General features: G+C 62.1%; 21 protein-coding genes. 15 read left to right on the top strand and 6 right to left on the bottom strand.

The features are described from left to right. Positions 1-38: 38 nt before the first annotated feature. Genes cobJ through GBB18_RS09120 form a run of 4 tightly spaced genes read right to left on the bottom strand, consistent with a single transcriptional unit; the run spans position 39 to position 3,930 of the window. A complete protein-coding gene (gene cobJ / locus GBB18_RS09105; RefSeq protein WP_151641467.1) occupies positions 39-1,559 on the bottom strand; it encodes a precorrin-3B C(17)-methyltransferase in 1,521 nt (506 codons plus the stop codon). Between the two features lie 2 nt (positions 1,560-1,561). Beyond that, positions 1,562-2,206, bottom strand: coding sequence for a precorrin-8X methylmutase (locus GBB18_RS09110; protein WP_151641468.1), 645 nt, complete (start codon positions 2,204-2,206; stop codon positions 1,562-1,564). A gap of 22 nt (positions 2,207-2,228) precedes the next feature. Further along, on the bottom strand, positions 2,229-3,449 hold the full coding sequence (locus tag GBB18_RS09115; RefSeq protein ID WP_151641469.1) for a precorrin-3B synthase: 1,221 nt from the start codon (positions 3,447-3,449) through the stop codon (positions 2,229-2,231). Positions 3,450-3,453: 4 nt separating this feature from the next. Continuing rightward, positions 3,454-3,930, bottom strand: a complete 477-nt coding sequence (locus GBB18_RS09120; protein ID WP_151641470.1) for a hypothetical protein — start codon at positions 3,928-3,930, stop codon at positions 3,454-3,456. Between the two features lie 18 nt (positions 3,931-3,948). Here GBB18_RS09120 and GBB18_RS09125 point away from each other — a divergent pair, with 18 nt between their 5' ends. The 5 genes from GBB18_RS09125 to GBB18_RS09145 all read left to right on the top strand — a co-directional run bounded on the left by GBB18_RS09125 (position 3,949) and on the right by GBB18_RS09145 (position 12,116). Beyond that, positions 3,949-5,265 carry a lipase family protein gene (locus GBB18_RS09125; protein WP_151641471.1) on the top strand — a complete coding sequence of 439 codons (1,317 nt, stop codon included), beginning with the start codon at positions 3,949-3,951 and terminating at the stop codon, positions 5,263-5,265. Positions 5,266-5,450: 185 nt separating this feature from the next. Continuing rightward, positions 5,451-9,071 carry a cobaltochelatase subunit CobN gene (gene cobN / locus GBB18_RS09130; protein ID WP_151641472.1) on the top strand — a complete coding sequence of 1,207 codons (3,621 nt, stop codon included), beginning with the start codon at positions 5,451-5,453 and terminating at the stop codon, positions 9,069-9,071. Between the two features lie 146 nt (positions 9,072-9,217). Continuing rightward, positions 9,218-9,769, top strand: coding sequence for an FxsA family protein (locus tag GBB18_RS09135; RefSeq protein WP_225990275.1), 552 nt, complete (start codon positions 9,218-9,220; stop codon positions 9,767-9,769). Next, entirely contained in the window at positions 9,769-11,232 is a 1,464-nt protein-coding gene (gene lnt, locus GBB18_RS09140; protein WP_151641473.1) for an apolipoprotein N-acyltransferase, read from the top strand. Before GBB18_RS09135 ends, lnt begins: the two co-directional genes overlap by 1 nt. 74 nt (positions 11,233-11,306) lie before the next feature. Beyond that, positions 11,307-12,116 (top strand): polyprenol monophosphomannose synthase, encoded by an 810-nt coding sequence (locus GBB18_RS09145; RefSeq protein ID WP_151548547.1) that lies wholly within the window; start codon positions 11,307-11,309, stop codon positions 12,114-12,116. 145 nt (positions 12,117-12,261) lie between these two features. Here the strand turns inward: GBB18_RS09145 and GBB18_RS09150 are convergent, their stop codons facing one another. Beyond that, on the bottom strand, positions 12,262-12,660 hold the full coding sequence (locus tag GBB18_RS09150) for an RNA polymerase-binding protein RbpA (protein WP_151528807.1): 399 nt from the start codon (positions 12,658-12,660) through the stop codon (positions 12,262-12,264). 166 nt (positions 12,661-12,826) lie between these two features. Between GBB18_RS09150 and GBB18_RS09155 the strand changes: the two genes are divergently transcribed. The 6 genes from GBB18_RS09155 (at position 12,827) to GBB18_RS09170 (ending at position 16,730) form a co-directional block, all read left to right on the top strand. Next, the gene (locus tag GBB18_RS09155) at positions 12,827-13,162 is read left to right on the top strand and encodes a hypothetical protein (RefSeq protein WP_192795998.1); all 336 of its coding nucleotides are present in this window, start codon (positions 12,827-12,829) and stop codon (positions 13,160-13,162) included. Between the two features lie 21 nt (positions 13,163-13,183). Then, positions 13,184-13,897 (top strand): YceI family protein, encoded by a 714-nt coding sequence (locus GBB18_RS09160; RefSeq protein ID WP_370513272.1) that lies wholly within the window; start codon positions 13,184-13,186, stop codon positions 13,895-13,897. A 9-nt stretch (positions 13,898-13,906) separates the two neighbouring features. Next, the gene (locus GBB18_RS10675; RefSeq protein WP_192795999.1) at positions 13,907-14,068 is read left to right on the top strand and encodes a hypothetical protein; all 162 of its coding nucleotides are present in this window, start codon (positions 13,907-13,909) and stop codon (positions 14,066-14,068) included. 1,458 nt (positions 14,069-15,526) lie between these two features. Further along, complete coding sequence (locus GBB18_RS10680) at positions 15,527-15,856, top strand: hypothetical protein (RefSeq protein WP_192796000.1); 330 nt, start codon at positions 15,527-15,529, stop codon at positions 15,854-15,856. 63 nt (positions 15,857-15,919) lie between these two features. Beyond that, the gene (locus tag GBB18_RS10685) at positions 15,920-16,066 is read left to right on the top strand and encodes a hypothetical protein (protein WP_192796001.1); all 147 of its coding nucleotides are present in this window, start codon (positions 15,920-15,922) and stop codon (positions 16,064-16,066) included. Positions 16,067-16,160: 94 nt separating this feature from the next. Continuing rightward, positions 16,161-16,730: a hypothetical protein gene (locus GBB18_RS09170; RefSeq protein WP_192796002.1), complete on the top strand. Its 570-nt coding sequence runs from the start codon at positions 16,161-16,163 to the stop codon at positions 16,728-16,730. Positions 16,731-16,986: 256 nt separating this feature from the next. Here the strand turns inward: GBB18_RS09170 and GBB18_RS09175 are convergent, their stop codons facing one another. Then, a complete protein-coding gene (locus GBB18_RS09175; protein WP_192796003.1) occupies positions 16,987-18,303 on the bottom strand; it encodes a cyclopropane-fatty-acyl-phospholipid synthase family protein in 1,317 nt (438 codons plus the stop codon). A gap of 421 nt (positions 18,304-18,724) precedes the next feature. Here GBB18_RS09175 and GBB18_RS09180 point away from each other — a divergent pair, with 421 nt between their 5' ends. The 4 genes from GBB18_RS09180 to pflA all read left to right on the top strand — a co-directional run bounded on the left by GBB18_RS09180 (position 18,725) and on the right by pflA (position 23,883). Beyond that, the gene (locus GBB18_RS09180) at positions 18,725-20,152 is read left to right on the top strand and encodes an NAD(P)/FAD-dependent oxidoreductase (RefSeq protein ID WP_151550498.1); all 1,428 of its coding nucleotides are present in this window, start codon (positions 18,725-18,727) and stop codon (positions 20,150-20,152) included. Between the two features lie 374 nt (positions 20,153-20,526). Beyond that, positions 20,527-22,635 (top strand): pyruvate formate lyase family protein, encoded by a 2,109-nt coding sequence (locus GBB18_RS09185; protein ID WP_151548542.1) that lies wholly within the window; start codon positions 20,527-20,529, stop codon positions 22,633-22,635. An 82-nt stretch (positions 22,636-22,717) separates the two neighbouring features. Further along, entirely contained in the window at positions 22,718-22,969 is a 252-nt protein-coding gene (gene grcA2, locus GBB18_RS09190; protein ID WP_018019663.1) for an autonomous glycyl radical cofactor GrcA2, read from the top strand. A 44-nt stretch (positions 22,970-23,013) separates the two neighbouring features. Then, the gene (gene pflA, locus GBB18_RS09195) at positions 23,014-23,883 is read left to right on the top strand and encodes a pyruvate formate-lyase-activating protein (protein WP_151548541.1); all 870 of its coding nucleotides are present in this window, start codon (positions 23,014-23,016) and stop codon (positions 23,881-23,883) included. Positions 23,884-24,061 lie beyond the last annotated feature (178 nt).

Genomic DNA, 24,061 nt, shown 5'->3' on the forward strand with positions numbered 1-24,061 from the left:
GAGGTGCGCAGCTGGCTTCATTATTGCGGAATCAGGCTCTAAAACAGATTCAACGGGTCCTGGGTGGCGTAGCGGCGAGAGGTAAACACCCTCGTGGCCTTCTCCGTCCCGCCGCGATACACGGTGGTGGTGGAGGCGCCGATAATCACCATGGTGCGCATGTCCACGATCTCTGGGTCGAAGTCGCGGAGCGTAGTCACCTGCACCCGTTCCTGCTCGGAGCCCACGGCGCGGGCGACGATCACCGGCAGCTCGGGCGACTGGTACTCACCGACGATCTCGGCGAGTTTCGCCACCTGTTCGCGTCGGGTCTTCGATGCCGGGTTGTAGACCGCGAAGGCCATGTCGGCGGAGGCGAGTGCACGGATCCGCTTCTCGATAACCTCCCACGGTTTTAGTCGGTCGGACAAGGAGATCATGCCGAAGTCATGCCCCAAAGGGGCGCCGACGCGCGATGCCACAGCCTGCGCTGCGGTCATTCCCGGCACGACCCGCACCGACACATCGGCCCATTGCGGGTCTTGGGCTACATCGAGCACCGCTGAGGCCATGGCGAATACTCCCGGATCACCGGAGCTGACCACGGCCACGCGCTTGCCTTCCTTCGCCAAGTCGAGGGCCATAGCGGCGCGCTCGGCTTCCACCTTGTTATCGGAGAGATGCTGGCGCTGTCCGGCCCGCTGCGGCACCCGCCGCACATAGGTGGAGTAGCCCACCACATCGGTGGCTCTGGCAAGCTCCCATGACGTCTCGGGAGTGGTCCACGCAGAGTCGCCTGGGCCGAGTCCCAGCACTACCACCTCACCATGGGAGGGCTGTTGATCCTCAAGCACAAAGCCTTGACGCTGGCTGGGCACCACAACGCAGGAGAAGTAGGGAATATTCTCCGGATCAGCCTCGAGCACGGGCAGGATGCGCTGGCCTTCCATGCTGGCGCGGGAGACGATATAGGAGTCCTCCAGCCGGCCGGTGGCCTCCAAGGCGTCTCGGACGGCGGTGAAGGTGCGGCCCAACTTCATGATCACGGCTGTATCGGCGGTGCTCAGTGCACGCTTGAGGTTTTCCACGCCCACGGTGGCGGGCAGCACAGCGAGTATGTCCTCGGCCTCGGCGAGGGGAAGCCCCAAGGCATCAGCGGAGGCGGTAATAGACGGGATACCGGGAATGATTTTTGCCTCAAAGTCGCTCGCCAACAGGCGGTGCAGGTGCTGATACGAGGAGTAGAGCATGGGATCGCCCAGGCTGAGCACCACCACGGTCTTGCCGGCGGCGAGATGCGCGCTGAGCCTTTCGGCGGCCTCGCTATAGAACTCGGCCATGGCCCCGGCGTAGCCGCCGGGGTGGTTGGTAATCCCAGTGGTCACTGGGTAGGCGAGCAGTTCCTCTTCACAGTCCTCGGGCAGGTAGTCGGCGGCGATGGCTCGCGCGGTCGAACTGCGCTTCGGACCGGCGTGATAGACCACCACATCGGCCTGCTTCAACGTGGCGACGGCCTTGAGGGTCAGTAGTTCGGGATCACCGGGGCCGACCCCGATGCCGATGAGTGTTCCGGAAGCCACGGTTAGATGATCTCCTTCTCGGTGGCTAGGGCGTTTAGGGCGGCGCAGGTGATGGCAGAGCCGCCGCGGCGGCCATGAACGGTGAGGAACTCGATTCCGAGATCGGCAGCGGACTCCGCTAGGGCCACCTTGGATTCGGCGGCGCCGACGAAACCGACGGGAATGCCGAGCACGGCTGCTGGGCGAGGTCGCTGAGGATCCTCGGCGAGCCAGTTGAGCAGGTGGAATAGTGCGGTAGGGGCGTTACCAATGGCCACCACGGCGCCTCCGAGGATCGGCTCCCAGCGTTCCACGGCCGCGGCAGAGCGCGTAGTTCCTCTGCTGCGGGCAAGCTCTACGGTCTCCTCATCGCGCAACATGCAGACAACATCGTTGTCCGCGGGCAGCCGGGTGCGCGTCACGCCTGAGCGCACCATGTTCACATCGCTAATGATGGGAGCTCCGCTGCGTAGTGCCTCTCGCGCGGCGGGGACAAGTCCCGCAGAGAACTCGATATCTGTTGCAAGATCGGTGGCACCGGCGGCGTGGATCATGCGCACCGCCACCTGGGACTGCTCTTTATCGAAGGGGGAGAGATCGGATTCCTCGCGGATCATGGCGAAGGACTGCCGGTAAATCTCGTTGCCGTCTGTTTCGTAGGTGTACACCTGACAGGGTTTCCTCTCGGGGTTAGAAGGTGCGCGCGGTAGCGGGAGTGCCGCTGGCGACGGTGACGTCATAGTCACCATCGCTTTCGGCCACATAGTCCCAGTAATTGTGCAAGGGGTGCCCACAACGGCGTTCGCAGCCGGAGAAGTGCACCGCGTCGGCGGTGGAGGGATCGGGCAGGGCCTGGGTGCGGATCGCGCTCAGGGCATCGCCGCGCACATCGCTGCGGGATTTGCTGCACCCGGGAAGCCCGGTGCAGGCGCTGACCCGCAGCCATGGGGAGTGGCGGTCAAATACCAGCCCTTGAGGAGCAAGCACCTTAGCCGCGGCCTCGGCTTCGTCTTCGTCGAGATCGCACACCACCACGCCGGCCCACGGAGTAATACGAACGGGTTTGTCGCTAGCCGCCAGCATCAGCGCCACTCGGGCGCTGAGGACGCCAAAAGGCAAGGAGGCGCCGAGATCCACCCGGCCATCGCTGCGCTCCAGCCAGCCGATGGGGGCGTCCTCGGCTTTGGCCCGCTTAGTCAGCTGCACGGTCTCTCGCGTGGGGCTGCACTCGGGCAGCTCCGCCAGATAGTCGAGCAGCTGGGCACGCAACTCTGGGCTTTCCTGCACGCGCCAGCACTCACTGCGGATTCGTTGCCATTGTTCAGCGGCGTGGATGAGGACCTGCGGGGCGGCGTCGATAAGCACCGAAAGAGCAGTGGGGAGACCACCGAGGATCACGATGGCCTCGCGCGGCGAGATCAATTGGATGCCGAAGTCGGGGTGCTGGGCGGTGATGCCCCCGTCGCCGCCATCGAGGCCAAAGAGAGTACGGCCGGAGAGGCCGGTGACTTCCTTGCTGGCCAGGAGCCCGCGATCGAGGTCGGCGACGAGCGCGTCGAGGTCGCGAGAGAGGGGAGAGGCGATGATATTGCGGATCTTGTCGTGGGCGATGCTCGGTAACAGGCCGAGCTCGCACACCGCCGAGGAAAACGCCTCGCGTTGGCGGATGCCGCGGATTTGGACGTTGCCGCGGGTGGTGACGTGAATATCGCCATCGCCATGCTCCTCGGCAAGGTGGGCGAGCGCTGCAAGATGCTCCGAGCTGGCGCGACCACCGGCGATGCGGATGCGACCGATGAAACCATCGGCGGCCTCATGCATCTTCAACGCGCCAGGGCAGCCATCACCGCGTTGGCGATTGCCAAGACCGAGCGTGTCGGCGACAGAGGGGACGTGATCGAACTTCTCCATAGCTTTAAAGATAGTCCCGTGCCGAGCCCAGAGCCCATGCCAGCCCCGGCGCGGCGTCGAGCGGCTCCTCGGGGGCGGTGCCGAATACGGCCATTTTTACCCAGGATCCGGGAAAGAGCAGCTGCTCGTGGTCGGCGCGAGCGAGACAGTAGGTGAAGGTGATCTCGCCCGGGATCTTCGGCGGGGCCCACACGAGCGCCCATTCCCACTGCCCAGTGGCTACGAGGGCCTGTCCGAGCAGCATAGTCACATACTCCGCCTCCTCGGGAACGGGCAGCCCCAACGCGCCGAGAACCTTATCTGCGTAGTCGCTCTCGAGACCATAAGCGCGCAGCAGAATCTGGTCGAGCTCCTTGAGCGCGGCATCGCTGAAGTCTTGGTCCCAGGACTCCAACAGGGACTCCGCGCTGCGTTCATAGCTATCGAGGGTGTCGCCGAAAAGCTCCCTCCCGAGAGCAATGTTCTGGTCAAATTCAGTCATGGGTTTATCCTATCTGGCATGGATGATCCTCAGTCTCCTCCTAGCGAGCAGCGGCGGCGCAGCATGCCTGCGGGTCGGGGAGTGGCCGCGCAGCTGCGGGTGGTGGCCGGTCTGGTTGGCCATGCGCTCCGGCGGCCGCCTGCCGCCCCTGCGGTCGAGGTGCGCACCCAGCCTCACCCGGATGTGCGAGGAGTCCTCATTGATGCCCAACCCACCTCCACTGTCGGGGTGGGTGGGCGTGCTATCCCGGCGCGCAGCTGGCGTTTTAGCTATACCACCGACGATTCGACCGGCCGTGTCATTCCCGCCACGGGTTTGTATATCCGCCCGTTGCGCCCGTGGACGGGGCTTGGGCCGCGCCCAGTGGTGGCGTTTGCTCCCTCCACCCAGGGCATGGGGGCCTCCTCTGACCCCTCGCAGTCGGCGCCGGTCGGCTGGGCGGTGCGGCGCCGCGGCCGCCGTATCGAGGATGTGATCTTTGCCTATGAGCTGCCGGTGATCAATCATTTTGTCTCCCGCGGCATGGGGGTAGTGGTCATCGATTATCCCCGCGATCCACGCACCGGCATTCAGCTCTACGCTAACAACATCGCCTGCGGTTATGCGCTTATCGACGCCGTCCGCGCCTGCAGTAGCCATTTCTTTCCCGCAGCCGCCCCGGTGGGATGGTGGGGATTTTCTCAGGGCGGGGGAGCCGTAGGCAAGGCCTGCGAACTGGCCGCTACAGCTGAGCCGCGGCCACGCGCGGCGGTGGTGGGGGCACCGCCCTCGGACCTCGTGAAGGTCTTGCGCTTTGTGGATCACCACACTCTCACCGGCATTGTTTCCTTTGCCGTGCTCGGTTTTTATACCTCTCATCCGGAGACGGTGCGTGCGGCGTTGGCGAATGTCAGTGACTACGGACTGGAACAGATCCGGGCCACAGCGCTGCTCTCTGCCTTCGGCGCGGCACTGCGCGGCGGCTGGCGTGGTAGTAGGCACTGGACTACGAATGACCAACGCCTCAGCGCCAGTCTTGATGAGTCTGCGGCGCTCACCGCCGAGCTGGAGCGGCATCGTTTAGGCACCCAGCCGCTGCATCACCCCACGCTATTGTGGGGCAACCGCTATGACGATGTGATCCCTTTCCCACAGGTAGAGGAAGTGGCGCGCGGCTGGGCCAGGCTCAGCCCGGAGTTTCTGGATTATCGAGTGTATGCCTTTTTGCCCACCATCTTTCACTTCACTGTGGGCCACTTTGGCACCTATGCCTTAACGATGCGTCGTCATGCCCAGTGGCTGTGCAGTCATCTCTATGGCGCAGAGAAAAAAACTTGCGGTAGATCGACCGGCTAGTGCCCTTGAGACACATCACATATGTGTAGGGTTAGGTCACAGTCAGTGTCTTGGGAAACCGGTGCAACTCCGGTCGCGGTCGCGCCACTGTGATAGCCAGACCTCAAGGCCGCTGCCGCTGTTGTACCCCCATTGTTCGCGTGGGCGCGCACACCCACACACGATGAAAGCGAGTCATCTTCTCCATGATTCTGTTGCTCTCCACGTCTGATACGGATTTGCTCTCCGCAAAGGCGGCCAATTCCGAGGATCATGTTCATTTCCGCTACGCCAATCCCACTGGGTTGAGCTCTGAACGCATCGATGAGCTGGTGGGCGACGCCGAGATCATCGTCGCCCGGCTGCTGGGTGGCTATCGCTGGTGGGAAGACCTCATCACCACCGTGCTCGCGCATAACAAGCCCACCGTGTTTGTCTCGGGCGAGTTGGCCGTGGACGCCGAGCTCACCCGCACCTCCACCACACCGGCGGGTGTGACCACCGAGGCCCACACCTATCTCGCCGAGGGCGGGGCGAAGAACTTGGTGCAGCTGCACCACTTCCTCTCCGATACCGTGCTGCTCACCGGCTTTGGCTTCCAGCCGCCGGCGCGTATGCCCATGTGGGGCCACCTCGACGAGGCAGAGCAGGACGCTAAGGCGCCAGACTCGGCACCACGGGTGGGCATCATCTACTACCGTGCCCAGCACCTTGCCGGCAATACCGACTACATTGCGGAACTCGCGCGCGCCATCCAGGCCGCGGGTGCCGTGCCCGTGCCGCTCTTTGCCGCGTCTTTGCGCCAGGCCTCCGAGGAATTGCTCGATGAGCTCTCCACCATGGATGCCATCATCACCACCGTGCTGGCCGCCGGTGGAAAGGCTCCCGCGAGCGCGCAGGCCGGCGGCGACGATGACTCCTGGGATGTGAAGGCACTCGCCGCCTTGGATGTGCCGATTATTCAGGGCATCGCCACCACCTCGCCGCGCAGCCAGTGGGTGGACAATGACGATGGCCTCACTCCGCTCGATGTCACCAACTCGGTGGCCGTGCCCGAGTTTGATGGCCGCATCATCACCGTTCCCTTCTCCTTCAAGGAATACGACGATGATGGCCTGATCTCCTATGTGGCCGATAAGGAGCGCTGCGCGCGGCTGGCGTCGATCAGCGTCAACCATGCCAAGTTGCGCTCGATTCCCAATGAGCAGAAAAAGATCGTGCTCATGCTCTCCGCCTATCCCACCAAGCACGCCCGCATCGGCAATGCGGTAGGCCTCGATACCCCCGCCTCCACGCTGCGGGTACTGCACGCCCTGGACGAGGCCGGCTACGATCTCGGCGATACCACCCAGATCCCCGGTTTCACCGATGGCAACTCCGATGCGCTCATGCACGCCGTGATCGACGCCGGTGGCCACGACCCTGAGTGGCTCACCGAGGAGGTGCTGCGCACAAACCCGCTCAAGCTCTCTAAGGAGGACTACTGCTCGTTCTTCTCCACGCTGCCGCAGGCAATGCAGGAAGAAATGATCGAGCACTGGGGCCAGGCGCCCGGCGAGCACTACGTGCATCCCGACACCGGCGAGCTCTATATCGCCGGCCTGAAGTTCGGCAATGTCATGCTGATGGTGCAGCCGCCGCGCGGCTTCGGGGAAAACCCCGTGGGCATCTATCACGACCCCGATCTGCCCGCGAACCACCACTATCTGGGCGTGTACTACTGGCTGCGAGAGATCTTCGGCGCCCACGCCATTGTGCACATGGGCAAGCACGGCAACATGGAATGGCTCCCCGGTAAAACCGTGGGCCTGTCCAATGAGTGCTATCCGGATCAAGCCATCGCCGATGTGCCCTTGATCTACCCCTTCTTGGTCAATGACCCCGGTGAGGGCACCCAGGCCAAGCGCCGCGCCCACGCCCTCTTGGTCGATCACATGATCCCGCCCATGGCGCGCGCCGAATCCTATGGCGATATCACCCGCCTCGAGCAGCTTCTCGACGAGCACCAGAACATCTCCGCGATGGACCCGGCCAAACTTCCGGCCATTCGCCAAGAGATCTGGACGCTGTTGCAAGCCGCCAAGATGGACCAAGACCTCGGCTGGGACTCTCGCCCCGACGAGGAGGTCTTCGATGACATGCTCATGCACGTCGACGGCTGGCTCTGCGAGATCAAAGACGTTGCTATCCGCGGCGGCCTGCACGTGCTCGGCCAGCGCAGCAAGGACGAGGAGCTCGTAGAGCTGGTGGCCGCGATGCTGCGTTCCCGCCAGCTGTGGGGCGGCTCCAGCGCGGTGGAGGGCCTGCGCGAAAGCCTCGGGCTCTCCGAATCGGGCGATGAGAGCCGCACCCGCGTCGATAACATCGAGGAGTTGGCCGTCTCGCTGATCCGCTCCCTCTCCGATCACAACTGGGACCCAGACGCAGTAGACGAGGTGCTGCGCAGCGTGGAGCTGCCGGAGACCGCCAAGCCGGAGCAGCTGGCGCACCTGCTGCGCTTCGCTGCTGAGGAAGTGGTGCCGCGACTGGCGGCCACGCCGCGCGAGATCACCCAGATCCTGCGCGCTCTCGATGGCCGCTTCATCGAGGCTGGGCCCTCCGGCTCGCCGATGCGCGGTCTGATCAATGTGCTGCCCACCGGCCGCAACTTCTACGCCGTGGACCCCAAAGCCATCCCCTCGCGCCTCGCGTGGGAAACCGGCCAGCTCCTGGCCGATTCGCTCATCGAGCGCTACCAGTCCGATCACGACGGCGCCTATCCCGAGTCGGTGGGGCTTTCTGTATGGGGTACCTCCGCCATGCGTACCTCCGGCGATGACATCGCCGAGGTATTCGCCCTGCTGGGTGTGCGCCCGGTGTGGGACGAAGCCTCGCGACGCGTCGTGGATCTGCACGTGATCCCGCTGGAGGAACTCGGCCGCCCTCGCATCGATGTCACCGTGCGTATCTCCGGCTTCTTCCGCGATGCATTCCCGCACGTCATCACGCTTATCGACGATGCCGTCCAGCTCGTCGCCGGCCTGGACGAGCCCCACGAGCAGAACTATGTGGCCGCTCACGCCCAGGCCGATGTGGACTCCGGTCTCACTCCACGCCGTATCTTCGGCTCCAAGCCCGGCACCTATGGCGCCGGTATGCTTGAGCTCATCGAATCCGGCAACTGGCGCGATGATCAAGACCTCGCGGCCGTCTACACCTCCTGGGGCGGCTATGCCTATGGCCGTGATCTGCCCGGTGTGAAGGCCGATGAGGAGATGAAGGCCGCCTACCGTCGCATCAAGGTAGCGGCGAAGAACATTGACTCCGCCGAGCACGATATCGCCGATTCGGATGACTACTTCCAGTATCACGGCGGCATGGTGGCCACGATTCGCGCTCTGACAGGGGAGAACCCCGACGCCGTCATCGGCGATTCCACCCGCCAGGAAACGGTGAAGACCCGCAGCCTGCACGAGGAATCGCGGCGCGTCTTCCGTGCCCGCGTCGTCAATCCGCGCTGGATCGAGGCGATGCGCCGCCACGGCTACAAGGGCGCGTTCGAAATGACCGCCACCGTGGACTATCTCTTCGGCTATGACGCCACCACCGGTCTCATGGACGATTGGATGTATGAGACTCTCACAGACACCTATGTAAAAGACGAGACCAACCGCGAGTTCTTCCAAGAGTCCAATCCTTGGGCGCTGAAGGATATCGCGGAGCGTCTGCTCGAAGCTGCCGACCGCAACCTTTGGGAGGAGCCGGACCAAGAGCGTCTTAATCTGCTCCGCGATACCTTCCTAGAGATGGAAGGCGATATCGAGGCTCGCGGCGACTCCCAGAGCTAGCCGCACCAGCCACCCTCCCGAGCATCTGCCCACGCAGTGCCGCGGGAGGGTGTTCTCGTCTCAGCCGCCCGGAGGCACCACGAGGGTAGCGGCGTGTACGCTTGGCTCCACCCGAGTGCCCGTAGGCTCAGGTAGACTCGACCACCGTGCGTTTAGGACTACTTTTCCCCCTGTACATCGTCGGCGAGATCCTCGCGTTCTACCTCGTCGGTAGGTGGATTGGCTTCGGCTGGGCGATTCTGCTCCTTGGCCTGCTGTTCATCCTCGGCTTTGTGTTCGCCAACTATGAGATGCGCGCGATCGTGCGCCGCGCCGCCAGCAACCCCACGGCGGCCCGCCCCGGTCAGGTGGTAGGGGACTATGGCCTGCTCTTCGCCGGTTTGGTGGGCGTCGCTCTGCCCGGATACATCACCTCCATCACCGGTTTGCTCTGCATTCTGCCGCCCACCCGCGCGGTGATCCGACGGGTCATGGCGCGCACCACCATGGCGCGCCTGGATAAGCTGAGCGTTAAGACCTTCACGATGACCCAAAAGCGCGGCACCTATGGCTCTTTCGCGCCGGTGATCGACGAAGAAGAAATCAAGAAGTGGACAGAAAACGTCAATCCCGACGATTTCGACATCCCGAATAGCGGCCAGAACAAGGGCCGCAGCAACGGCCCGAGCAACGATAGCGATAGCCCTGAATCTCAGTAATGCCGCTGCTTCTCCACCTCGCCTGCGCAGCCCTCTCAGGGCTGCTCTTGTATTTTTCCTTCGAGCCCCACGGCTATTGGTTCGCCGGGGTGCTGAGCTTCGCGCTGCTGTATATCGCGCTGCACCCCTGGCGCCGCTGGATGGCCCGCCCGATCACCTGGCGCAGCGGCCTCCTCATCGGCGCCACCCACGCCTTATGCGCCTATCTGCCGCTGTTGCCCTGGGTGGGCGAGTTCGTCGGCACCCCACCCTATATTGCGCTCGCTATCGTCAATACCCTCTATATCCTGCTGTTTTCCACTATCGCACCGCGCCTCGGGCCGCTGGCCTTCACGCTGTTCTATGTGGCCGTGGAGTGGCTGCACTCCACATGGCCCTTCGGCGGCTTCGCATGGGTGCGGGTGGCCTGGGGACAAATCAATGGGCCCCTCAGTGCTCTGGCCCCGGTGGGTGGGCCGGCGCTCGTGAGTGCCGCCACCGTAGGCATCGGCGCCGGACTCGCCGGACTACTTCTGCGTGCACGACTGTCGTCGATGCTCACACTCTCCTCCGTTGCCGTGATACTCCTCAGCGGCACACTGTATAGCTCCTCGCTGGACCAGCGCCCCTCCTTCGGGGAGGCGACGGTTGCCGCCGTGCAGGGCAATGTGCCGCGCATGGGCTTGGATTTCAACGCCCAGCGCGAGGCGGTGTTGAACAACCATAGTGCCGAAACCGAACGCATTGAGCGCCCCGTCGATCTCGTGATCTGGCCGGAAAACGCCTCCGATGTCAATCCTTTCGCCCACGCATCTGCCCGAGCCCGCATCGCAGAGGCGGTCGAGCACGTCAACGCACCACTACTGGTGGGCACGATCACCCGCGATAAGGCCGGCGCGCGCAACACGATGGTGGTGTTCAACGCCGATGGCACAGTGGGCGAGCACCATCACAAAAAGTACTTACAGCCCTTCGGCGAGTACATGCCCTACCGAGATTTCTTTCGGCACTTCTCCGACTACGTTGATCTCGCCGGAGATTTCAAGCCCGGCGAGGGATCGGGCGTGGTGCATATGAACGACATCGCGGTGGGTGTATCCACCTGCTACGAGGTGGCCTTCGACCGCGCTGGCCGCGATGCTGTACTGGCCGGCGCACAGATCCTGACCACGCCCACCAACAATGCCACCTTCGGTTTCACAGACATGACCTATCAACAGTTGGCGATGAGCAGATTCCGTGCCAAGGAGCTGGATAGGGCAGTTGTGGTGGCCGCCACCTCTGGGGTCTCCGCCCTGGTGAGCCCGAGTGGAAAGGTGCTGGAACAGACCGATATCTTCACCGCAGATCACCTGGTGGACACGCTACCGCTACGGGCCACGCGCACGATCGCAGCCGTCCATGGTGGTCAGATCGAGGCCGGACTCACTATTATTGGAGTGTTAGCCGCTGCGGCCGGTATAGTGCGTGGTCGCAGCGCCTGAAGTCAGCCCCTAGTGGCGCTTTCTCACCGTGGTGGTGCGGATGCGTCCCGTAGCAATGGAAAGTAGCGACATCTGTGACGAAGCCGAGTGAGAAGACACTGGTCATTATCCCGACCTACAATGAGCGCGAAAATACCCCGCTGATCACCGCTCGTATCCGCCAGGCCGCACCGAGTGTGGACATCCTCATTGTGGACGACAACAGCCCCGACGGCACCGGCAAGGTCGCCGATGAGCTCGCTGCACAGGACGATCAGATCTTTGTGTGCCACCGCCAGGTCAAGGAAGGCCTGCTCGGCGCCTATATTGAGGGCTTTAACTGGGGCTTGGAGCGCGACTACAGCGTGCTCTGCGAAATGGATGCGGATGGCTCCCATGCCCCCGAGCAGCTGCATCTGCTGCTGAACGCGGTGGATGAGGGGGCCGACCTGGTCATCGGCTCGCGCTATATTCCGGGCGCCCGCGTGGTCAACTGGCCCAAGAAGCGCTATGTGCTGTCCAAGGGCGGCAATATCTACATCTCGCTCGCCCTCGGCGCAGGTCTGAGTGATATGACCGCAGGCTATCGCGCTTATCGACGCGAGGTCCTCGAAGCGATCGACTTCTCGGAACTGTCCAACGCCGGCTATATTTTCCAGGTGGATCTCGCCTTCCGCGCCGTCCAGGCGGGCTTCGATGTCCAGGAAGTCCCGATCACCTTCACCGAACGCGAGATCGGCGAATCCAAGCTGGACGGCAGCTTCGTCACCAGCTCGCTGTCCCAGGTCACGCTGTGGGGTCTCAAGCACCGCGCCGAGCAGCTCCGCGATCTCTACAACGAGACCAGCAAACAGGTGCAGTATGAAATCAAGCGCCACAAGACGCGCCCCAAGTTCAACCACTAAGTGCCTTATAGCGTCCCGCCACGAGCACCGCAGCTCGCGGTGGGGGCGGGCACTAGGGGACTAGCTTATAAGGAAAAAGACCACGACCCGGGAACCGCTGCGTAATGGTTCTCGGGTCGTGGTCTATCTGTGCACGGCGCTGGGCTTATTTGCCAGCCTCCTGCTTAGCGCGCTCTTCTTCTTCCTTCTGCTGCTTGAGCAGCTTGGCGGCGTTGCGGCGGCGCTTGCGCAGATACTCGATGCGCTCATCGAGCAGCTCATCGAGCTCTTCCATGCTGCGGCGCTCGCAGAGCATGTCCCAGTGGGTGCGCGGCGGCTTCACCGGCTTACCCTCAACACCCTCGCCTTCCATGAGGGTGCCCATCTGGCCGTTCTTGCACAGCCACTCCTCGGGGAGTTCGGCATCGTCGGCGAAGGGAACCTCGAAAATCTCTCCCGAGTCCGTCTTGTACTTGACCATGCGCCGAGGTGCGAGATCATGATCTCGATCGGTTTCGTAACTCACAGCACCCATGCGGCTGCCGCGCAGTACGCGATCTGCCATGTTTTAATCCGTCCTTTTCTTTGCGGCTGTATTGCTTTAGGTACAACGCACATGCCGTGCATTTAGTTCCACCACGGAGCACTGCGGTTGTAGTTCGTCAGACACATTTTAGCCACGCGGATGCTCCCGCCCTCACACAGGGCGGGGTGCGCTAATATATACAGCCGTGACTAGACGCGATTCTGTGACCCACACCTGCCAGTGGTGCGGAAAGGAATTCGCCACTAGCGGCAGGGGGCGACCAAAGAAGTACTGCAGCGCCTCGTGTCGGCAACGTGCTTATGAGCACCGACAACTAGCGGAGAGTCGACAGCTTCCTAGCGATGCAGTGGTGATCACCCCCGAGCAACGGGCCCAGTTCACGGACTCGCTCTATGAGCTGCGTTGCGCCGCCGAGGATATCGCCACCGCGGTGGCCGAGGATGCCGAGCCCGAGGACATCGACGAACTGTGCGAGGAGCTGCAGCGCATGGCTCGGGCCATTGAACATTTCCGTTTCTAAAATTGGGTTAGGATGCAAGACATGAATACTGGGGCTTCCAAAGGGGCTAATAAAGCCGTCGTCGTCGGTGCCGTTGTAGTCATCGTCGTTCTCACGCTGCTTGCCGTGGCGCCCGTGGTGTACAAGGCCGTGATGAACTCCGGAGTACAGACTGGGGGTATCTCTACCGAGCAGGCCAACGCGGCCAGCACGGACGTCAATGGCGAGTGGACTGTCGTTCCCAGCGCCGAGGGAAACACCACCTCGGTAGGCTATACCTTCGAGGAGATCCTGCCGGGGGAGCGCCGTAGTACCTCTGGCTCCACACGAGCTGTCACCGGCTCCGCGGCGGTCAGTGATAATTCCGTCCAGGCCGGCGCCGAAATGGTGGCCGACCTCACACAGGTCGAGACCGATCAGAAGCGTCGCGATGTGAACGTGCGCCGCAAGCTCTTGGAAACGGAGCTCTATCCCGATGCCCGCTTCGTACTCACCAAGCCTGCGGATCTCTCACAGGTTCCTGATGATGGCACTCCGGCCACCGTGCAGCTCGATGGCGAGTTCACCATCAAGGGCGTGACCAACCCGGTGAGTGCCGAGTTCGATGTGCTGCGCAGCGGCGAATCCATCATTCTGGCGGGCACCATTCCTTTTAATCGCGAGGACTTTGGAGTCAAGACCCCAGACTTCATTGCTGCGAAGATCTCCGAGGACGGCGAGCTTAATATCCGCATCAGCATGCAGAAAGACAGCTAGGAGCGCGCCATGGTGAATAAGCTGATTCCCGCCATGTGGGTGCGCCTCGTCGTACTCATCATCTTCGGCATCTTCATGTACACCGAAGGCTTGGCTTGGCTGGCCGGCTTCTCAGTGCTACTGATTGCACTGACCATCTGGCAGTTGGTCACAGCCTATAAACAGCGATAGCCGCTTCATCCCACAGCCCTAGGAATGCCACTTATTTCGTCACTGTGACGTAATAGGTGGCATATCTGTGTAAGGGCAGAGGGGCGCGCCGATGGCCACCTGGGCGCGCGCTACTACGCAGTGGCGCATTCTTTCGCGTCCATAGCGGGAGCGATGGTGGAATGAGCGCGGCACGCTCAGTGGCGCGTGAGCGTGTGGGTGGCGAGGCCGCACAGCGCAGATGAGCACGTGGGCAACCGAGCCGTCCAGAACTGCTGAGCACGGAGCACACACCACGGACACCGCAGGCGATGCGGCTAAACCTCACACAGTGAGCGAAGAGTCGAAAAGCGACGCCGCGGTAGGTCGCACAGAACCGCAGATAGCGACGCGTGAGGACAATAGTCTCAGCCACAGACCTGACGGCGGAAGCCATAACAACAGCGTGCACCCACCAGCATCGATATTTGTCCGATAATATACATTATGTCACTTTAGCGATGCTCCCCATTCCCCGCTCAGCGTTGGCGGCGCATCGCGCTCCACACTCCAGCGAGACCTAGCGGTCTCGGCCACCCTCCGCACCCGGCCCCCCAGCCCCTAGATTCCCCATTCCGCTATCGCTGGGGCCACGTCCTCGTCTCGCACCCTGCTCTCAGTGGCGACCGCACGCCTCACGCCACACTCAGACCCAGACACAGCGCCCCATGCGAGTCACAGCACGCACTTAGTGGACTGTGTACAAGTACTCAGAATGGCGGCACATAACCCCCCCGACCGACATCGGACATCACCCCCAGATTAGCCTACCCTGAATCGGCCGCTATGACCCCTTGTTAAGCGACAGACGTCGACATTTACGCGTCCCCACATACACTGGCGAGCGAATCTGTGCAGTGCACCCTTTGCTGAGGTGGCCACAAGTCTGTACGCATCCTACCACCCCCGCGCCCCACACACGGCCGGTTAACGCCTCATGTCGCCATAGGGTGAATCAATAACTCCGGCCATGGACAAGGTGCACCTCACTCCCCTAACCTACGGACAAGTAGGGATTATCACTGCTCAGCACCCAGCATCCTTGCTGCGTCCACCACCTCGCCGATGTCCGTCATCAGACCACATACACCCGTTATTCCATAGGTTTTAATAGAAAAGCTCTTCCAGTAGCACATCATTTTGTTGCACTATTCAACAAGTCTTAAGCATTCCGAATAATGATGTGAATTGAGCCGCTCAATCATTCTCAGAATCGCTATATTCAGCTTTTTCTTAGCTTCTTGTCAGGAGCGTAAGTTGGCGCATTTTTCGAGGTGCTAGCGGTTTTCTGCTGCGTCCGTTAGTGTTCATCGTAACGAGCTGGTGGGACGTTACAGAGAGTTACTTCACACCTAGCGAGTTACGTGTACAAGGCGCGTTATGTGCCACATTCTGAAGATTCTCGTGAAATCGAGATCCAACTCATAAGGAGTTTGTTTCATGGACAATGCAGTAGTTGAGAACGACGTGATTGACGAGACCACCACCGTGACCGAAACCCCCGTGGCTGACGCTCCTGAGACCGAGGCTCCCGTCGTGGACGCCCCGGAGACCGAGGTTCCCGAGGTGGACACCCCTGCCGTTGACGCCCCCGCTGGCGATCTTCCGGTAGACGAGGTTCCGGGCGCCGGCGAGACCACCGGTGTTGCTGACACTTCTAGCCTGGATGCCTTCTCCTCCGAGATCAGCGTGGACAACGTCGACAGCTTCTTCTCCAACGCTGTCGACCTGACCGTCGCCATCCTGGGCCTCGTGGGCAAGCTGGCCTAAGACTCCGCAGTGCTGGGTTATGCCCAGCACCTCCGATGCACTTTCAGCCGAAAGGATTACATCATGGGTGCAGATCACGACCCCAATGCAGGCATTCCGCTCGACCCGCCCAGCGACCCCATGCCGGTGGTCCACTGGTTCCAAGAGGTTGGACCTGCACTAGTTGATGCCACCAAGGCGATGCTCGGCTTCGCAGCTGGCGTCGTGTAGTACACAGGCACCGTTCTCAGTGCTTAGCGGCGGGCCGAACCTTCCCGGCTCGCCGCTTTTTCTTCCCACTTATAACCTCTACCGAGAGAATATTATGCGTTCATTGACCAAAGGTATTAGCGCCTGCGTCATCGCCGTGAGCACTCTCTGTGCCGGCGTTGGTACGGCCAACGCTGTTCAGGATCGCCCATGGTGGGATCCCACGCAGGTGATCGAGTCCCCCGTCAACCCGAACCGTGCTGAAGGTGCGGTGGAGGGCGTCTCCTTTACCGCTTCTGATTCCGCTGCGAAGGAAGTCAGCCCGAGCGACTGGGCTCGCGTAACCTTCACCGGCACCGGTTTCACCCCCGGCTTGTACTACACGGTGCGCGTCACCCTCCGTGAGCCGGGCACCGGCCGCGACTGGGGCGTCTACACCTGGCTGACCTATCGCGCCACCGCAGAGGGCAAGATCCATTCCAACCTGCGCGTGTTCATCCCGAGCCGTGCGGTACCTGGGGAAAAGGTCATCGCCGTTCCCACCGTGTACAACGCCGAGGATGTTCGCCGCGATGGTCGCCCGGAAAAGGCCGATCCGAGCTGCGTTCTGCAATGTGAGCGCGTGGCCCCGCTGGCCGCGTACACCAACCTCACTGATCCCGGCGCCACCATCACCATCCGCTAGTACCCCTTCCCATTACGTTTTTTACACAGTAAGGACATAGCTATGCCTACCGGACCCGCACCCCACCCTGGCTACTTTGACCAGGATGCACTCGACTTCTCTGTCGCCATCGTCGAGACGATCCTTGGCGGCGCCGGACAGATCTTCGGCGCTATCTAAATAGCGAGCATCAACTCACACACACGCCCCGGCCAGATACTGGTCAGGGGCGTGTGATTCGTCGTGCTCTGATGCGTTCTCGGGGCACTAGACAGTACTAGCTGCGCCGGCTGGCCCGACTACGCGAGGTCAGCCGTAGCTGAAGCGCATCGAGATGATTCTCCTCCAGCAGTGCTTGTTGCAGCGCGAGGTGGAAACGCCACAACCGCCGGAAGGTGATATCGAAGCCGGCGGCGGCAGCGTCACGCGAGTTGGCGTCGAAAAGCTCGCCCTGTATCGCCGCAACCTGTGCGTAGTGGGAGGCGAAGTGGGTTTCGCCGATGATGCGCAAGGAGGTATCGCGATCGACCGTCTTGTGCAGCTCCTCGATGCTCGGATAGTCCATGGCCGGCCAGATATAGGCGCGCTCCACGGCGAGCGCTTGGCGCGTGACTGCAGAAAAGTTGCTGCCTTCGCTGAGGGTTTGGATCGCGGCGACACCGCCGACGGACAACATCCGGTCGATAGCGCGGAAGAACTCCCGCTGCCCATCGGCGCCCATGGGCACAAGCTTGTCCAGACTCACGATGGATTCATAGCGCGAACGCCAGTCCTCGCGGGTGGCGATGGGATGCTCGATAGTGTGAATAAACACGGAATCGGCCACACCGGCGAGCTGCACGCTCTCATCCACGGCCGCCACAAACTCCGCGTCGGGGCTGAGCGCATCCACACTGGCCCCGCGCTGGGCGGCACGAATCGCTAGGGCGCCACGGGAGAGGGGATATTCCAAAACATCGCGGCCGCCGCCGACCTGCGCGGCGTCGAGTAGGCGGTCGATAGCGCGGTTTTGCGCATCGGCGAGATCCGCGCGCCCCACCTCGGCCGGCGGGGAGATGCGCGTGTCATCCACAAAGTGGTGCGAGGATTCGGCTTTCGGCCGCGAACTGTGGGTATAGCTTTTGCGGGTGATCCTTTCGGTCGTGGCCACCCCGGAGGCAAACATGCCGCCGCCATCATGAATGCTGTCGGTGGAGGTGAACTCGCTGAGCGCCGGCGGAAGTTCACCGCCCTCATAACGGCCGCGCTGCGGCAACCGGCGGGCAGTACCGAAGGTGGTGCCCAGCAGGGCCTTCAGCACGGCACCGAGATCGCGGGCGTGCCACTCCCCTGCCATGTAGCTTTCGGCCAAGCCGAGCCAGCCACCATCGGAGAGTCGGTAGAACAGCTCCTCGTGCTCCACCACCACATCGGAATCTTCGAGAGAAATGCCCACGCTGAGTCCAGCGTCGGCGAGAGCGCGAGCGAAGTGAGCCTCCACGCGCCGCAGCCGCCACGAAGCAATCCGATCGCCCCAGGCGACCGGCACCGTGGCCACTCCCGGCCACCGCTGCGCATCCACATGCGCTAGGTGGCTGGCCTTATAACGGGGCATAGATTCTTTCGGCTCCCTTTCCACATTCGATGTGACGCACGATCTTAAGGTGACGCGCGTGTGCGCTCCCCTCCCCAGCGCCTGAGCACGGCCGACGCCGCGGCGGCGAGGAGCGGGAGGATGGCTGCAACGACGCCTCATTGCTCCATCAGCATTGATGAATTCATGGTAGAACTCTCGCTACCTTCGCTCGGGGAGGCGGGGCCGCAGTTAAGACCCACCGCGGCAAATACCATAAGGGATAATGGCGCACCTCAACATGGCTGTGTTTTCTATCACCACGGCGGAGGTATAAACTGAGCATCTATGCGCGCCCTGCTCTGCGCTCGCGCCGCTTCCTGCGGCCGCCCAGCACAGGGCCCTTATATATGTCATGCTGGGCGCGCGAAAATCTATTCTTTGTTTCAAGGAGTTTATCTTTATGTCTGACCAGCCCTTCCGCCCAGAGAGCGGCCGCCACCACGTGGTGATTATTGGCTCCGGCTTCGGCGGCATCTTCGCTGCTCAGCGCCTTAAGGAGGCCGATGTTGATATCACCATCATCGACCGCACCAACCACCACCTTTTCCAGCCGCTGCTGTACCAGGTGGCTACCGGCCTGCTCTCCTCGGGGGAGATCGCTCCAGCAAACCGCCAGGTGCTGAAGAACCAGGACAATATCAATATTGTCAAGGGCGAGGTCACCGATATTAACGCCGAGGAGCAGACGGTTACCGCCGAGCTCGGCGAAATCAAGCGCGTGTATAGCTATGACTCCCTCATCGCCGCCGCCGGCGCCGGCCAGTCCTATTTCGGCAACGAGCATTTCGCCGAGTTTGCGCCGGGAATGAAGTCCATTGACGATGCCCTCGAAATTCGCGCCCGCATCATCGGCGCCTTCGAGCGCGCCGAGCTGGCCACCGACCCGGCCGAGCGCGAGCGCTACCTCACCTTCGTCGTCGTCGGCGCCGGCCCCACCGGTGTGGAGCTGGCCGGACAGCTGGCCGAGATGGCCCACCGCACCCTTGCCGGCCGCTACACCAATATCAATCCGGCCAACGCCCGCATTTTGCTTCTCGACGGCGCCCCGCAGGTGCTGCCGCCCTTCGGCAAGCGTTTGGGCCGCAAGGCACAGCGGCAGCTGGAGAAGCTCGGTGTGTCGGTTCGCCTCAACTCGATGGTCACCAATGTGGACGCCGAGTCTGTCACCTACAAGAACATGCAGGATGACACCGAGACCACCATCCCCTCCTATTGCAAGATTTGGTCCGCAGGCGTGCAAGCTTCGCCGCTGGGCAAGCTTATCGCCGCGCAGACCGGCGCCGAGGTCGATCGCGCCGGCCGCCTACTGGTGAACGAGGATCTCACCGCGGGCGATAGCAACAACATCTTCGTTGTTGGCGACATGATGAACTGCAATAACCTGCCGGGCGTGGCCCAGGTAGCGATCCAAGCCGGCGAGTACGCCGCCGATGTCATTGCCGCCGAGCAGGGCACCGTCGCCGCCCGCGAGCCCTTCGAGTACTTCGATAAGGGCTCCATGGCCACCGTCTCCCGCTTCTCCGCCGTGGTGAAGATGGGGCGCATCGAGGTCACCGGCTTTATTGGCTGGGTGCTGTGGCTGGCCGTGCACGTGATGTTCCTAGTCGGCTTCCGCAACCGTTTTGTGGCTGCCATGTCTTGGGGCCTCAACGTGCTCTCGCGGGCCCGCTGGCAAATCACCACCACCCGCCAGCAGCTGCATGGCCGCAATGGCCTGAACAAGCTCGCCCAGCTCAGCGCCGAGCAGGGCCAGCCCGTAGAGGCGGCGGAAACCCGCCAATACTCGCTGGATGAGCAGGCCCAGAAGCAGCTGAACAAGGACAACTAAGCGCCTCGTTTATAGCGACGGATAGCACCCGCGGCCACACCCCTAATTGGGGGATTGTGGCCGCGTTGCTTATGTCACACTCAGCGACATCCACTCACCCCTACCCCCGTTTCCCACACAAGTAAATTGTCTGGAATCTGAGAAAATCCCCTGTGCCAGCGCCTTTGTTGGGGTAGCCCCATTCGTGTCTACTTGACATCCCACCACTAGGCGGAACCATTACTGGCGTGCATCTATATGTTCTCACTGGCTATCTACACCGGCGTAGTATTCGACATGGACATATACCCACTAACGAAGGTCGGGATCCCACTAAGGTGTGCAGTGGCCTCCCGGCACGTTGAACACAACATAGTGAAGGGCTAGGTGAACGCGTGTCTCAGGACACCCTGAACCCCGACAATATTGGCTGGGACGGTTTCGCCGCCGGTGCGTGGCAGAGCGAGATCAACCTGCGTGACTTCATCCAAAACAACTACACCCCCTATGACGGGGACGATAGCTTCCTCGCAGGCCCCACCGATAAAACCATGCGCGTGTGGAATCACTTGGAGAAGAACTACCTTTCCGAGGAGCGCAAGCGTCGCGTCTACGATGTAGACACCGAAACTCCGGCAGATGTAGATGCCTTCCCTGCCGGCTATATCAGCGAGGACGACGATGTGATCGTCGGCCTGCAGACGGATGTGCCGCTCAAGCGCGCCATGATGCCCAATGGTGGCTGGCGCATGGTGGAAACCGCCATCAAAGAAGCCGGCAAAGAGGTTAATGAGGACGTGAAGAAGATCTTCACCTCCTACCGTAAGACCCACAACGATGCTGTCTTCGATATCTACACTCCCCGCATCCGCGCAGCCCGTAGCTCCCATATCGTCACCGGCTTGCCCGATGCCTATGGCCGCGGCCGCATTATCGGCGACTATCGCCGCGTGGCGCTCTACGGCGTCGATGCTCTCATCGCCGAGAAGCAGCGGGCGAAGGATGCTCACGCCAATGAGCCTTTCTCCGAGCACTGGGCCCGCTACCGCGAAGAGCATTCCGAGCAGATCAAGGCACTGAAGAAGCTGAAGAATATGGCTGCCGCCTATGGCTTCGATATCTCTCAGCCGGCCACCACCGCCCAAGAGGCCGTGCAGTGGACCTACTTCGCCTACTTGGGATCAGTGAAGTCCCAGGACGGCGCCGCTATGTCTATCGGCCGCCTCTCTGCCTTCCTCGATATCTACTTCGAGCGCGATCTCGCCGCCGGCCGCATCACCGAAGAGGATGCCCAAGAAATCATGGATGCGCTCGTGATCAAGCTGCGCATCGTGCGTTTCTTGCGCACTATCGACTATGACCAGATCTTCTCCGGTGACCCCTACTGGGCCACCTGGTCCGATGCCGGCTTCGCCACCGACGGCCGCTCGCTGGTGACCAAGACCTCCTTCCGCCTGCTGCAGACCCTGCGTAACCTTGGTCCCGCACCGGAGCCGAATATCACCATCTTCTGGGATCCGGCACTGCCGAAGGGCTATAAGGACTTCTGCGCCGCTATCTCAATCGAGACCTCCTCCATTCAGTACGAGTCCGATGAGCAGATCCGCGATCAGTGGGGCGACGACGCCGCCATCGCCTGCTGCGTCTCCCCCATGGCCGTGGGCAAGCAGATGCAGTTCTTCGGCGCCCGCGTCAACGCCGCCAAGTCCTTGCTCTACGCCATGAACGGTGGCCGCGACGAGGTCAGCGGCAAGCAGGTCACCGAAGAGGGCCTGTTCACTCCGATCGAGGGCGATGGCCCGCTGGACTTCGATGAGGTCTGGCAGAAGTACGAGGAGATGCTCGACTGGGTGGTGGGCACCTACGTGGAGGCCCTCAACATCATCCACTACTGCCACGATCGTTATGCCTATGAAGCTGTCGAGATGGCGCTGCACGACTCCGACATCATCCGCACCATGGGCTGTGGCATCGCCGGACTCTCGATCGTCGCCGATTCGCTCTCTGCGATTAAGTACGCCACCGTCACCCCAGTGCGCGATGAGACTGGGCTGATCGTGGACTACGTCACCGAGGGCGAGTTCCCGCGCTATGGCAATGATGATGACCGTGCCGACGATATCGCCGCCACGATCGTCCACACCGTCATGGACAAGATCAAGTCCATCCCGATGTACCGCGACGCCATCCCCACGCAGTCGGTGCTCACCATCACCTCGAACGTGGTCTACGGCAAGGCCACCGGCTCCTTCCCCTCCGGGCACCAGGCCGGTACGCCGTTTAGCCCCGGCGCCAACCCAGAAAACGGCGCCGACACCCACGGCATGGTCGCCTCCATGCTCTCGGTGGGCAAGCTGGACTACCAGGACGCACTCGATGGCATCTCGTTGACGAACACCATCACCCCCTCCGGTTTGGGCCGCGATAAGTCCGAACAGGTGGGCAACTTGGTGGGCATTCTCGACGCCGGCTTCATCATCGACGACACCACCTGCCCCGCCTAATACCACCCCACCTCGCCTCGGATCCCCTGGGGCGGGGCCCAAGAATGTACCTTTCACCACCCACTATCCAAGGAGTAACACCATGTCCACCAAGACTTTCGACGAGCGCATGGCTGCGATGAAGGCTGCCCGTTCCCAGCACAATGCCGGCTCTGGGCTCTACCACGCAAACATTAACGTGCTCGACCACAAGACCCTGCAGGATGCCATGGACAACCCGGAGAACTACCCCAACCTCACCGTGCGTGTGTCCGGCTACGCCGTGAACTTCGTCAAGCTCACCCGTGAGCAGCAGCTCGACGTGATGGCTCGTACCTTCCACCACAACGCCTAAGCGCGCCTGACACCACGATCCAGCACCCAAGGAGCTTCCACCCCATGGCCGACGGCCTCAACTCGGCAGTAACCCTCTCCCCTCAGCAGGGCCCCCGCCACCGCGGAAGCGCCCATGGCTTGGGCATGCCCGAGCTCGATAGCGAGGAGCGCAGCGAGTTGCTCGAGGCGCGCCGCACCGGCAATGCCGGACTGGTGCACTCCTGGGAGCTGGTCACCGCCGTGGACGGCCCCGGCACTCGGATGACGATGTTTCTTTCCGGGTGCCCGCTGCGCTGCGTGTACTGCCACAACCCCGACACTATGGGGATGAAAGAAGGCACCATGCACACGGTGGAGCAGATCGTCTCCAAGGTGCGCCGCTACAAGGCAGTGTTTCGCGCCTCCGGCGGCGGACTGACGATCTCCGGCGGGGAGCCGCTCTTCCAGATCGAGTTCACCCGCAAGGTGCTGCGTGCCGTGCACGACTCCGGTATCCACACCGCCATCGACACCTCCGGGTATCTGGGGGCTCGGCTCAGCGATGAAGACCTCGACAACATCGACCTAGTGCTGCTCGATGTGAAATCCGGTGACCCAGATACCTATCGGGCTGTGACTGGTGGTCGCGAACTCCAACCCACCATTGACTTCGGTGATCGTCTCACCGCGAAGGGCGTGGCCATCTGGGTCCGCTTCGTGCTCGTACCTGGCTGGAGCGACGATCCCGACAATGTCGCGAAAGTAGCCGATATCGTCTCCCGCTGGTCCTCCAGCGTCGAGCGCGTCGAGGTCCTGCCCTTTCACAACATGGGCCAAGACAAGTGGGAAAAACTGGGCCTGCCCTATGAGCTCTCCGGGGTCAAGCCGCCTTCGGCGGCTGCCGTGGAGGAGGTTCGCGAAGTCTTTCGTTCCCGCGGTCTGACGGTGTACTAGCACCGCTACTCCCCGCGGGTGTAGACATTATTACCGCCACCGCAACCGGCATCGTCTCGGTTGCGGTGGCGGTTATTTTTATGAGCTATGAGCTGCGTCGATACACCCAATCCGCGATTCTATTGCTCACTATCAATCAAGTCTTAAGACCAAGACACAACGACCCCATTTTCATGGT

The sequence above is a fragment of the Corynebacterium sp. 11A genome, from assembly GCF_008930935.1.
GTDB classification, from domain to species: Bacteria; Actinomycetota; Actinomycetes; order Mycobacteriales; family Mycobacteriaceae; genus Corynebacterium; species Corynebacterium megadyptis.